This window comes from Nocardia sp. NPDC057353 (genome assembly GCF_042667085.1).
In the GTDB taxonomy this organism is placed as follows: domain Bacteria; phylum Actinomycetota; class Actinomycetes; order Mycobacteriales; family Mycobacteriaceae; genus Nocardia.
The window spans coordinates 1-11,548 of record NZ_JBHVAK010000035.1; the positions used below are offsets into that span (position 1 = coordinate 1).

At 72.4% G+C, this 11,548-nt stretch carries 10 protein-coding genes and 1 pseudogene; 3 read left to right on the forward strand and 8 right to left on the reverse strand.

What is annotated here, in order from left to right; translation table 11 throughout:
* Window positions 1-59: 59 nt before the first annotated feature.
* Entirely contained in the window at window positions 60-1,190 is a 1,131-nt protein-coding gene (locus ACFUUZ_RS19195) for an NDMA-dependent alcohol dehydrogenase (RefSeq protein WP_378697954.1), read from the reverse strand.
* Window positions 1,191-1,323: 133 nt separating this feature from the next.
* Window positions 1,324-2,370 carry a phosphotransferase family protein gene (locus tag ACFUUZ_RS19200; RefSeq protein ID WP_378698011.1) on the reverse strand — a complete coding sequence of 349 codons (1,047 nt, stop codon included), beginning with the start codon at window positions 2,368-2,370 and terminating at the stop codon, window positions 1,324-1,326.
* A gap of 94 nt (window positions 2,371-2,464) precedes the next feature.
* Between ACFUUZ_RS19200 and pabB the strand changes: the two genes are divergently transcribed.
* Window positions 2,465-4,702 (forward strand): aminodeoxychorismate synthase component I, encoded by a 2,238-nt coding sequence (gene pabB, locus ACFUUZ_RS19205; RefSeq protein WP_378697955.1) that lies wholly within the window; start codon window positions 2,465-2,467, stop codon window positions 4,700-4,702.
* A gap of 117 nt (window positions 4,703-4,819) precedes the next feature.
* On the opposite strand, the gene ACFUUZ_RS19210 is transcribed toward pabB, so the two are convergent.
* Window positions 4,820-5,056, reverse strand: a complete 237-nt coding sequence (locus ACFUUZ_RS19210) for a cold-shock protein (protein ID WP_378698013.1) — start codon at window positions 5,054-5,056, stop codon at window positions 4,820-4,822.
* A gap of 150 nt (window positions 5,057-5,206) precedes the next feature.
* On the opposite strand from ACFUUZ_RS19210, the gene ACFUUZ_RS19215 reads away from it, so the two are divergent.
* A complete protein-coding gene (locus tag ACFUUZ_RS19215; protein ID WP_378697957.1) occupies window positions 5,207-6,850 on the forward strand; it encodes a TerD family protein in 1,644 nt (547 codons plus the stop codon).
* 7 nt (window positions 6,851-6,857) lie between these two features.
* Here the strand turns inward: ACFUUZ_RS19215 and ACFUUZ_RS19220 are convergent, their stop codons facing one another.
* On the reverse strand, window positions 6,858-7,151 hold the full coding sequence (locus ACFUUZ_RS19220; RefSeq protein WP_378697959.1) for a hypothetical protein: 294 nt from the start codon (window positions 7,149-7,151) through the stop codon (window positions 6,858-6,860).
* Between the two features lie 283 nt (window positions 7,152-7,434).
* Here ACFUUZ_RS19220 and ACFUUZ_RS19225 point away from each other — a divergent pair, with 283 nt between their 5' ends.
* Window positions 7,435-7,728 carry a hypothetical protein gene (locus ACFUUZ_RS19225; protein WP_378697961.1) on the forward strand — a complete coding sequence of 98 codons (294 nt, stop codon included), beginning with the start codon at window positions 7,435-7,437 and terminating at the stop codon, window positions 7,726-7,728.
* A 10-nt stretch (window positions 7,729-7,738) separates the two neighbouring features.
* Here ACFUUZ_RS19225 and ACFUUZ_RS19230 read toward each other — a convergent pair whose 3' ends face one another.
* The 4 genes and pseudogenes from ACFUUZ_RS19230 to ACFUUZ_RS19245 all read right to left on the reverse strand — a co-directional run.
* Complete coding sequence (locus ACFUUZ_RS19230; RefSeq protein ID WP_378697963.1) at window positions 7,739-8,980, reverse strand: VWA domain-containing protein; 1,242 nt, start codon at window positions 8,978-8,980, stop codon at window positions 7,739-7,741.
* A gap of 37 nt (window positions 8,981-9,017) precedes the next feature.
* The gene (locus tag ACFUUZ_RS19235) at window positions 9,018-9,716 is read right to left on the reverse strand and encodes an ESX secretion-associated protein EspG (protein WP_378697964.1); all 699 of its coding nucleotides are present in this window, start codon (window positions 9,714-9,716) and stop codon (window positions 9,018-9,020) included.
* The gene (locus ACFUUZ_RS19240; RefSeq protein WP_378697966.1) at window positions 9,713-10,513 is read right to left on the reverse strand and encodes an ESX secretion-associated protein EspG; all 801 of its coding nucleotides are present in this window, start codon (window positions 10,511-10,513) and stop codon (window positions 9,713-9,715) included. Before ACFUUZ_RS19240 ends, ACFUUZ_RS19235 begins: the two co-directional genes overlap by 4 nt.
* Window positions 10,510-11,548: pseudogene (locus ACFUUZ_RS19245) on the reverse strand (hypothetical protein); the annotation flags it as partial. The gene ACFUUZ_RS19240 and the pseudogene ACFUUZ_RS19245, both read right to left, overlap by 4 nt.

Consider the following 11,548-nt stretch of genomic DNA (forward strand, 5'->3'; position numbering starts at 1 on the left):
GCCTAGTGAAGCGACCGGCCCCCGACACCGCGCGGTGTCGGGGGCCGGAGCGGCGTGCATCAGCGATCGGCGTCCGAGTACTTGATGATGCCGCGGATGTTCTTGCCGTCGAGCATGTCCTGGTAGCCCTGGTTGATGTCCTCCAGCCGGTAGCTGCGGGTCACCATGTCGTCCAGGTTGAGCTGGCCGGACTTGTACAGCCGGAGCAGCGCCGGGATGTCCTGGCGGGCGTTGCCGCCGCCGAAGATGCAGCCCTTGACGGTCTTCTGCAGCATGGAGAGCAGGAAGCTGTTCAGCTTGACGTCGAAGGCGTCCATCCGGCCCATCGAGGTGACCACGACGGTGCCCGCCTTGCTGGTGAGGGTGAGCCCCTCCTCGATGTAGTCGCCGTGCATCTCCCCCATGGTGAGCACGACCTTCTCCGCCATCCGGCCCTCGGTGGCCTCCATGAGCGGGACGATCGCCTCGGCCATGCTGGCGAAGGCGTGCGTGGCGCCGAACTTCTGCGCCTGCTCGCGCTTCCACGGGTTCGGGTCGATCGCCACCACCTTGGAGGCACCGGAGAGCACCGCGCCCTGCAGCGCGCTCATGCCGACGCCGCCGATGCCCGCGATCACCACGGTCTCGCCCGGCATCACGTTCGCCACGTGCGTGGAGGAGCCGAAGCCGGTCGGGACGCCGCAGCCGACCAGGCAGGCGACCTCGAACGGGACGGTGGGGTCGATCTTCACCACCGAGGTGTGGTGCACCGTCATGTACGGCGAGAAGGTGCCGAGCAGGCACATGGGGATGACGTTCTGCCCGCGCGCCTGGATGCGGTAGGTGCCGTCGCTGATCGCCTGGCCCATCAGCAACCCCATGCCGAGGTCGCAGAGCGCCATATTGCCGCTCACGCAGGCCGGACAGCGGCCACACGCGGGGATGAACGACAGCACCACGTGGTCGCCGACGGCCAGGTCGCCCGGGACGTTCGGGCCGACCTTGGTGATCACGCCCGCGCCCTCGTGGCCGCCCATCACCGGGAAGGACGGCATCGGCGTCGCGCCGGTCACGATGTGGTGGTCGGAGTGGCACATCCCGGCGGTCTCCAGCTGGATCTGGACCTCGCCTGCGACCGGGTCACCGACCTCGATCTCCTCCACCGACCACGGCTCGTCGATCCCCCACAGGATCGCGCCCTTCGTCTTCATTTCGCGTCGACCTCTCGCATGCGCATGGCTGACTGTGACAGCCCTTACACTACGAGAAGATTGAAACACGTTCTAGTGCTGACGCGAAATTAGCCTGCCGAAGATCAGCGGACCGCATGAACACGTTGCAGAACTACATCAGCCGCTGCGCCCGCTGGAAGAGCTCGAGGGTGATGGCGTGCAGGAAGTCGCCGACCTGCTTCGGCGCCTTGCCCGCGAAGGCGCGGGCGTGCGTCCCCTCCAGCACGATGCCGAGCTTGAAGCAGGCGAGCACGGTGTACCAGTCGACGGCGCGCAGGTCGCGGCTGGAGAAGCGGCCGTAGTGCTCGACCATCTCCGCGGGCGTGGGCAGCCCGCCCGCGGCGCCGAGCAGCCCGACCAGCGCGGCGCCGGTGGTGCCCGGCTCCGGTCTGGTGGCCAGCTGCCAGCCGAGGTCGAGCAGCGGGTCGCCGATGGTGGACATCTCCCAGTCGACCAGCGCGGCGACCTCGGGGCCGTCGTAGGAGAACATGATGTTGGCCAGGTGGCAGTCGCCGTGCAGGATGCCCGGCGTCCACTCGGCGGGGCGGTTGCGGTCCAGCCAGTCGCCGACCGCCTCGACGCCGGGGATCTGGGGCCCGGGGTACCCCTCGTTCTGCGCGTACGACTCCAGCTCGCCGAGCCAGCGCGGCACCTGTCGCTCCAGGAAGCCGTCCGGGCGGCCGTAGTCCGCCAGCCCCAGCTCGCGGTAGTCGAGCGCGCCGAGCCGGGCGATGGCCTCGACCGCGGAGAGCCCCATGCCGCGGCGCAGCTCGGGGTCGCTCGCGTGCGGTTCGGGGAGCTCGGTCTGCGGGTTGAAGCCGGTGATCGGCTCCATGAGGTAGAAGACGGCGCCGATCAGCGATTCGTCGGGGTTGGCGACGATCACCCGCGGGGCGCGCACGTCGGTGCCGTTCAGCGCGCCGAGCAGCCTGGCCTCGCGGCGGATCACCTCGTTGGACTTGGCCCGCAGGTGCTCCGGCCCGCGGCGCAGCACGTACTCGCGGCCGCCGCGGCGGAACCTGAGCATGATGTTCTGGGTGCCGCCGCCGAGCGCGACCACCTCCTCGAACGGGCCGCCGGGCAGCCCCTGCTCCTCCATCCAGCTTCCGACGGCCGCGAAGTCGACCACATCCCGTTTCACGTCGGTCGGTTGCGTCACAGACATGCCGACATTCTGCCCTAGCCGGGGGGTGCAACTGAAGGCGTCCGGCACCAGTTGCTCCGCCGCTGCTCGGCGTAGGGTTCTGGGCACGATGCGCACGCTCATGATCGACAACTACGACTCGTTCACCTACAACCTGTACCAGGTGCTCGGCGAGGTGAACGGCGTGCCGCCGGTCGTGGTGCGCAACGACGCCGTCACCGATCTCGCCGAGCTGGAGCTGGAGCGCTTCGACAACATCGTGATCTCGCCGGGGCCGGGGCGGCCGGACGTCGCGCGGGACGTCGGGATCTCGGCGGCCGTGATCCGGGAGGCGGCGCTGCCGTTGCTCGGGGTGTGCCTGGGACACCAGGGGATCGTGGTGGCGGCGGGCGGGGTGGTCGGGGCGGCGCCGCTGCCCCGGCACGGGTACCCGGATCGGGTTGTGCACGACGGGGACGGGCTGTTCGCCGGGCTGCCCGCGGAGTTCACCGCGGTGCGGTACCACTCGCTGGCGGCGCGGGAGCCGCTGCCGGATTCGCTCGCGGTGACGGCGCGCAGCGCGGACGGGGTGGTCATGGGGGTGCGGCGGCTGGATCGGCCGCAGTGGGGGGTGCAGTTCCATCCGGAGTCGGTGGCGAGCGAGTTCGGTGCGGTGCTGCTGCGGAACTTCGCGGAACTTACCAGGAAAGTGGGGATTTCCGCCGGTGGGGGCGGTGCGGTGCGCGCGGACGGCACCCGCGCCGCGCCGCGCGGGCGGCCCGGGGAGACCGCGGCGCTGCCCGGTGTGCGCGGCCGATTCGCGCCACCGGTGAACCGAGCGGAGAACGGCGGCTCGGCGCAGCCGGGGCCGACCGGCGGTGCCGCCGTCCGACGCGAGCCGGGGCGGGGCACCGTGCCGGGCGGAGATCGGGTCGGGGCACCGCGGTGGCCGCGATACACGCTGCGGCACATCGCGATCCCGCGCGCCATCGACACCGAGGCGATCTTCCTGCGGCTGTACGCCGACTCCCGCACCGCCTTCTGGCTGGACAGCGAGCACGTCGAGCCCGGCCTGGACCGCTTCTCCTTCCTCGGCGACGCGAGCGGCCCGCTGGCCGAGGTGGTGCGGTACCGGGTGGGGGCGGGCGCGGTGCGGGTGGAGTCCGCGGCGGGGGTGCGGCACGTGCCGGGCAGCGTACTGGAGTACCTGGCGAGCGAGCTGCGCAGGCGCTCCGACATGCAGCGGCCGCCGCTGCCGTTCGACTTCGCCTGCGGTTACGTCGGTTACCTCGGCTACGAGATGAAGGCGGAGTGCGGCGGGCGCGCGGCGCACACCGCCGAGACGCCGGACGCGCAGTGGGTCTTCGCCGACCGCATGGTGGTGGTCGACCACGTCGCCGCGCGCACCCACCTGCTGGCGCTGGAGTCGGAATCCACCGCGGCCTGGCTCGCCGACACCGAGGCGGCGCTGCGCGCGCTGCCGACCTGGAGCAACCCGGCCCCGCTCAGCATCCCCGCCGACCCCGCCGCCATCGCCCCGCTGCTCGGCCGCGGCCGCGAGCGCTACCTCGCCGACATCGCGGTGTGCCTGCAGCGGTTGCACGCGGGCGAGTCCTACGAGATCTGCCTCACCGACGCGGCGCGGGTGCCGGACGAGCGCGACGGGTTGGCGCTCTACCGCACCCTCCGTCGCTGCAACCCGGCGCCGTACGCCGCCTACCTGCGCTTCGGCGAGCTCGAGGTCGCCTGCTCCTCGCCGGAGCGGTTCCTGCGCATCGACCGGACCGGCACGGTGGAGAGCAAGCCGATCAAGGGAACCGCGCCGCGCGGCGCGACCGAGGCCGAGGACGACCTGCTGCGCCGGGAGCTGGCGGGCGACCCCAAGACCAGGGCCGAGAACCTGATGATCGTCGACCTGCTCCGCAACGACCTGGGGCGGGTCTGCGAGATCGGCAGCGTGCACGTCCCCGAGCTCATGGCGGTGGAGTCGTACTCGACGCTGCACCAGCTGGTCTCCACGGTGCGCGGCACGCTGCGGCCGGACGCCGGGCCGGTGGAGGTGCTGCGCGCCTGCTTCCCCGGTGGCTCGATGACCGGTGCGCCGAAGTTGCGCACCATGGAGATCATCGACGAGTTGGAGACCGAGGCGCGCGGCGTCTACTCCGGCACCATCGGGTACCTGGACGTCTCCGGCACCGCGGACCTGAACATCGTCATCCGCACCGCGGTGCGGAGCGCGGGCGGGTGGCGGATCGGGGCGGGCGGCGCCATCGTGCTCGGCTCCGACCCGGAGGCGGAGTACCTGGAGATGGTGCTCAAGGCAGCGGCTGCCTATCGCGCCCTGGCCCCGGCGCCGGTCCGCGGCTGATCCGCGGCCTTCGCGCACTGGTCTCGGCTACTCCGTGCCCTCGCACGCGTCCAGCGCGGGCGGGCCACTACTCCGCGTACTTCCCGGCGCCTGCGCGCTGTCACCCGCGTAACCCGGCTACTCCGCTGCGCGGACCGCGCCCGCTTCCGGACCGCGCGGCCCGGCAGTGCGGACGAAGCTCACCGGCTGCCCGGCGTGCAGCGTGCGGTAGCCGGGGCCCTCGATGCCGGTGTACTCCACGAAGACCGGCGCCGGGTCGTCGTCGGCGGTGAGGAAGCCGAACCCCTTGGCGGCGTCGAACCAGCTCACCACCCCGGTGCACCGGTCTGCCCGGGTCGGGGGCGCGGGCGACAGGGCAGGGCTGGCCACGATGCTGATCTCCTGATGCTCGGCGAATCCGCAGCCACCGTACTCCGGCTCGGGCCGGACGGCACGGCCGAACCCTCCGTGCCCGTTCCCGCCGTGCCGGAGGTGTCGGTGCCCCGTGGCATAGTTCCCTTCACCATGGAACGATCCACCACACCGGAGCTGAGCAGGGGCGCGCACACGGAGGTCCCGGCTTCGCTGCTGGCCGTGGTGATTTCGTGGCGCTCCGAGCACGCGATGGACGGGCTGGCGCTGTTGCTCGACGAGCGCGACGTGGTCCGCACGGATCGGGATCTGGTGTTCTTCAACGCACCGCGGCACCTCTCCCAGGCCGTCACGCTGGATCAGCAGCCGGAGCCGCACACCGCGCGGCTCAGCGTCTCGCTGCCGCGCACCGAGGCGGCGGTGCGGCGCATCGTGATCGGCGGCGCGCTGGACGACGGCACCTTCGCCGAGATGTCCGGGCTGGTGCTGGAGGTGCTGGACGCGAGCGGCCCGGTCGCCCGGTTCGCCGTCACCGGCGCGGAGCCGGTGCGGGCGCTGATGTTCGGCGAGTTCTACCGGCGCGACGGCGGCTGGCGGTTCCGCGCGGTCGGGCAGGGCTGGGCGAGCGGGCTGGCCGGGCTGGTCACCGAATTCGGCGTCGCCGTCGCCGAATCCGATCGCCGCGGCCCCGAGCTCACCCGCCCGCACCGGGCGCTGCCGCCGCCACCGCCGCCCGCACCGGAGCGCGCGGACTGGCACCCCGACCCGGACGACCGCACCCGGCTGCGCTGGTGGGACGGCACCGGCTGGACCGCCGAGACCGCCGTGCACGTGCCCGCGGGCTCCCGGCGCTGCCCGCGCTGCGGCGCCGAGCTGCGCCGCCGGATGCTCGGCGGGGTCGCCCCGTGCCGGAGCTGCGAGCAGCGGGTCGCGGAGTACCTCGCGCAGTGGCAGGCGCGGGCCCGCCGGGTGCTGGCCACCGCGGGGCTGGACGGCGCCGAGTGGGTCGAGCTGCTCGCCGCGCTGCGCTACCAGCGGATCGAGGAGCACCGGGGGCGCGAACTGCTGCGCGAGAACGGGATCGCGCACGTGGAGCGGCTGGTGACCTTCGCCTTCGCCGACGGCGAGGTGAACGACGAGGAACTCGCCTCCTTCGAGCACGCCGTCACCGAGCTCCGGCTCGGCGGCCCGCTGATCGACGACCTGCGCCGCCGGATGCGGCGCGGCCACACCCTGAGCGGGCTGCGCGGCGGCGAGCTGCCGCTGGTCCGCGCGCCCGGGCTGCACCTCGACCCCGAGGAGGCGGTGCACCTGGACCTGCCCGCCGTGCACCTGCGGATGCTGGCCCGCGGCCCGCGCCGCACCGAGGGCAGGCTGATCGCGAGCAACAAGAAGCTGCGCTTCACCGGGCACGGCATCGGCACCGAGCTGCCGTGGGCGCGGGTGGTCTCGGTGCGGGCGGAGGGCGGCGACGTGGTGGTCGCGGCGACCTCGGCGCGCGGCGGCGCCACCTTCACCGTCGCCGACCCGGAGTACGTGGCCGCGGTGCTGGAGGGCGCGCTGCGGGTGGCGAAGCGGCTGGTGCTGAGCCCGGGGCAGCGCGATTCGCGCAGCGTGCCGCAGGAGGTGAAGGCCGCGGTGTGGCAGCGCGACGGCGGCCGCTGCGTGGAGTGCGGCGAGGGCCACTACCTGGAGTTCGACCACATCATCCCGATCAGCAGGGGCGGCGCGACCAGCGCCGCCAACCTGCAGATCCTGTGCCGGGCCTGCAACCGGGCCAAGGGTGCCCGGATCTGACGGGCGCTCAGATACTGAGCACCGCGTTCATGATGGTGCCCGCGCTGGTGGCGACCACGCCGCCGATCATGGCGCCCGCGATCTGCTTCGGCGACTGCAGCCCGCTGCCGCTCCACTTCTCCCAGGCGAAGCGGCCACCGGCGTAGATGATCGCGATGATGCCGGAGAGCAGCGCGAACCAGGTGATGTACCGGACGAACTGCATGATCTTGTCGGAGAGCGGCGGCGCCTCCGGCGTCGGGTTCCCCACCTGCGCCAACGTCGCGACGGCGTCCCCCACCGACGCCAGGATGATGCTCACGGCTGCACTCCCCTCTCCAGGACACGTTCTGCCCACGGACAATTCGCTACCCGTCGAGGATACGGCTCCGGCCCGCCCCGCCGCCGCTCAGCGCCGCGGGCCGCAGCGCTGCCCCGGGCGCCCCAGCGCTGCCCCAGCCCCGCCGCTGCCCGCCGCGGGCAGCGGCACCGAACGGCCACGACGCGCGCCGTCTCGAGCCGGACGTGGCACATCGACCCCGGCGACCGGATACGATTCCACAGAAGTGTCCCCGCCCTGACCCACGATCCGGAGTGAGCAGACCATGATCATGGCCTCCGCCCTCGACACGCTGGCGCTGTACGACACGCTGGCGCAGATCGGTAACCCCAGCCCGGAAGCGCCGCCGATCTCCGACAAGTTCCTGCAGCTCGTCCGCTACTTCACCTGGTTCGTCCTGCTCGCGGGCATCGTCGCGATCATCTTCGCGGGCGGCAAGTTCGCCTGGGAGAAGTGGACCGGCGGCGGGCTGGAGTCGCCGAAGATGGTGGCGGGCGCCATGATCGGTGGCGTCGTCGCCACCAGCGCGGGCACCATCATGAACGCCGTCATCGGCTGAGCCGGGCGGTTCAGCGCACGATGCCCGCCGCGCGCGCGGCGCGCAGCCAGTCCGGGAACTCGCCGAGCAGCCGCGCGTACAGCTCGGCGTCGTCCACCCGGTCGATATCGTCCAGCGCGAAGAACCCGGCATTGTCGACGACCCGGCCGTCCATCTCGTCCAGCGAGCGCAGCAGCCCGTAGTTCGCCGTGCCGAGCCCGACGAACTGCCAGAACGCGGGCAGCCGCGCCGCGGTGCGCATGAGCTCGGCGATCTCGCGCTTCTTCGCGAAGCCGCCGTCGGTGAAGAAGAGCACCAGGGTGGGCGGGCCGTCCGCGCGCAGGGTGGAGATGATCTCGCCGATGATCGGCAGCTCCTCGTTGCGGGCGCCGAGCGCGCCGTAGTCGATGCCGTCGTGCACGCCGTTGATGTGCAGGTAGGTCGTGCACCACCGCTCGACGTCCGCGACTCCGATCGCCGGGAGCGCGGCGAATTTCAGCGCGTAGAGGTAGGGCTCGATGGCGCCGTCGTCGTCCAGCTGGATGGCGATCGGCACCATCCGCTCGACCACCCGGTGCACGACCTTGCGGTGGTACTGCTTGGCCATGCTGCCGGTCTTGTCGATCACCAGCACCACCCGGGCCCTGACATCGCCCGCCTGCCTGCTGTGCAGCACGGCGGCGACCTCGCGTTTGCGCAGGTCGAGCTTCTGCCGCTTTTCCAGCGAGAGCTTCGCCTCCCCCGGGACCGAGCGCACCACCGGCGCGGCGGGCGCCACGGGCTGGGCGGGCTCGGCGGGCGCCCCGTCGTCCACCGCGACGCCGTGGTCGGTGACCAGGTCGGCGAAGCCGCCCGCGTACCCCTGGCCGACCGCCCGCACCTTCCATTCCGCGCCGCGCCGGTACAGCTCCAGCGCGATCACCACCGACTCGCTGCTCAGCCCGTCGACCACGTACTCGTAGCCGGTCGCGCTCGCCACCGGGGCCGGGTGCTCGCCGAACCGGCCCGCCGGGTCGTCCAGGGTGAGCACCACCCGCACCTGCGCGATCTCCGCGGGCAGCTGCGCCGGGTCGACGGTCAGCGCGCCGTCGCGCAGCGAAACCCCGGGCGCCTGCGGTTGGTTGAAGAAGACGAAGTCGGCGTCCGAGCGGACCTTCCCGGTCTCGGTCACCAGCAGCGCGGCGATATCGGCCGCCGCGGCCGAGCGGATCTCGACCGTAACCGGCCCCGCGGGGAGCGCCCCGTTCTGCCCCTTGACCAGTGCGGTCGCCATGTCGTCCTCCCGATCGGTAGCCGGATCGGGGATCAGCCTAGAGCCGGGCGTACACCGCCGCGATCTGTTCCTCGGCCCAGGCGGCGAGTTCGGTCGAGCCCATCGGCCGCGCGGCGGGCTCGGGCCGGTGCAGGGGAAGGGTGTAGCGGCCGTCGCCGGGGAGGTCGCGCCACATGTACCCGACCTCGCGGCGGGTGCCGTCCGCGTCGCGCGCGCCGGAGAGCACCTTGATGAAGCCGGAGGCAACGGCGGGCCCCTCCAGGAACGGCGACCGGTCGTGGTAGGCGGCGGGGATCGGCTCGCCCGCACCCGCGCCGATCGCCGGGAAGCGCGCGAAGACCGCGGCCACCAGGTCGGCCCGGTCGTGCCGGACGATATCGAAACCGCCGCTGTGCTCGACGGTCTCGCCGGGGAGCTGCGACATGAGGTAGGCGTCGTCGCCCTTCAGGATGCCGTGCAGCCGGATGTGCCTGGTCGAGTCCGCGTAGGCGAAGTCCTGCCAGGAGCGCGCGACGACGAACACGTCGGGGCGCCGCAGCGTGGCGGTCATCGTCAGGAAGGCGGCGTCGGTGCTGGCCCGGATCAGCCCGCGCAGCCGCGCGCACTCGGCGTCGTACACGCGGGCCGAGGCGATCCGGCTGACGAACGAGAACGGCGCGGGCAGGCTGCCGCGCCGGAACTCGTCGCAGAGCACCTGGAACTGCAGATCGGTGAGCCGCCACGCGGCCCCGGTCACTCCTCGTCCTCGCGGTGCCGGTCCAGCCGCTCCATGACATCGCCGACCTGCTCGTTCACCCACGACACGAGCGCATCGCTGCCCATGCCGACGGCGACCGGCGCATCGCTCACGTGCATCACGTACCGGCCGTCCGCGGGCATGTCCCACCACAGCAGCACGCTCTCGGTCCGACCACGGGGGCCGAACTTGGACCTGCCCTGCAGCACCTGGAGCAGCCCGGAGCGGCTCGCCTCGGTGCCGAAGAAGGCCGCGGCGCGGAAGGCGTCGCTGAGATCCGGGTCCTCGTTGTCGGAGACCATCGACCCGAAGAGGTCGTCGTCCCCGGTGTCCGGCGGCGCGGTGGCGGGCAGCGGCACCGGGGGCTCCCGCCCGGCCTCGAGGACCGCCATGTGGGCCACAACGGCGTCGGCGAGGGCGTGCGGACTGCACTCTTCGACATCGAAACCGTCGCTGTGGTACAGCGTTTCACCGGGGCGCTGGGTAATCAGGAACCCCCGCGCCCGGCGCCGGATGCCGAGCACCCTGCTCCGCTCCTTCGGGTTCTCGAAGTCCCGGTCGTCCCAGGCCTGGAGCACCACCATGACGTCCGGCTTCGAGATGGTGTCCGCCAGGTCCTCCAGATCCGGGTCGAATCGGGACCCGAAAGCGCGCATGATCCGGCCCACCTCGGCCTCGAACGGGTTCTCGTATTCGATACGGCTGGTGAAGGTGAACGGGTTGGGCAGCTCACCGCCGCGATATCGGGTACACAGCACCACGAATTCCAGGTCGGTGAAGTTCCACCGTCTGCTCACGGCTCGATCACCGGCCGCACCCGGTCGGGCACCGCGTCGAACACCTCGTCGAGATTGGCCCTCGACTGCAGGAACCTGGCGGGTTTGTGCTCATTCCCCGCACCGCCCTGACTGCCCGCGCCGCCGCCGGGGTGGCCGCCGCCCATCATCGGCGACCCCGGCGGCATGCCGTTCTGCCCGGTGGACCCGGCGGTCGTCATGGCGCCCGGGTCGAGGGACGCCCGCGGGAAGGCATCCATGGCGCGGGCCTCGGCGTAGGAGGGCAGCGGCTGCTCGTAGGAGGGGATCCCGGCGCCACCGCCGCCGCCACCGACGCCTCCGCCACCGCCGCCGCCGAGACCGAGCGCGCTCTTCAGCTCGTCGAGCTTGCCCTCGCCGCCCAGCATGCCGTCGATGTGGTCCTCGATCTTGGCCGGGTCGAGCAGCGACTGCAGCTCTTCCATGCCCGGCAGGTTGCCGCCGAGCTGCGCGAAGGCCTGGAGACCCTGGCCGACCGCGTCGAAGAGCTTGCCGATGGCCTCGCCGAGGCCACCGCCGCCGGGCTTGTCGCCGCCGAGCAGCTGCGACAGCGGCGAGTCCTTGCCGCCGAGGCCGAGCGGCGAGTTGGGGCCGAACGCCTCGGAGAGCGGCATGTTCTTGAGCTTGTCCGGCATCTGGTCCACCGGAATGCCGGTGAGCTGGGACAGCGCGTCGGCGAGGGTGGGCTCGGCCTGGCCGGGCGGGGTGTCGATCTTCATGTCCTGCAGCGCCTTCGGCAGGTCCTTGGCAGGAACCCCGGTGAGCTCGCTGAGCACGTCTGCCATGGTGGCCGGTTTCCCGGTACCGGGGAAGCCGCCGGGCATCTTCGGGGTGGTGCTGCCGGAACCGGAGCCGCCCGGCATGCCTGCCGCGGGAATGCCGCCGCCCGAACCCTGCGAGCCCGAACCGCCGAAGGCGTCCTTGATCTCGTCCATCGTGGGAATCCGCGGCGTCGCGGGCGTCCCCGAACCGGACCCCTGCGAACCGGAACCGCCGCTGCTGCCCGCGGGCTTGCTC

Excerpts from the sequence above, each read along its gene's own strand:
- ACFUUZ_RS19215 (WP_378697957.1), top strand. The coding sequence starts at position 5,207 with ATGGAACGATCCACCACACCGGAGCTGAGCAGGGGCGCGCACACGGAG.
- ACFUUZ_RS19195 (WP_378697954.1), bottom strand. The coding sequence starts at position 1,190 with ATGAAGACGAAGGGCGCGATCCTGTGGGGGATCGACGAGCCGTGGTCG.
- ACFUUZ_RS19225 (WP_378697961.1), top strand. The coding sequence starts at position 7,435 with ATGATCATGGCCTCCGCCCTCGACACGCTGGCGCTGTACGACACGCTG.
- ACFUUZ_RS19230 (WP_378697963.1), bottom strand. The coding sequence starts at position 8,980 with ATGGCGACCGCACTGGTCAAGGGGCAGAACGGGGCGCTCCCCGCGGGG.
- pabB (WP_378697955.1), top strand. The coding sequence starts at position 2,465 with ATGCGCACGCTCATGATCGACAACTACGACTCGTTCACCTACAACCTG.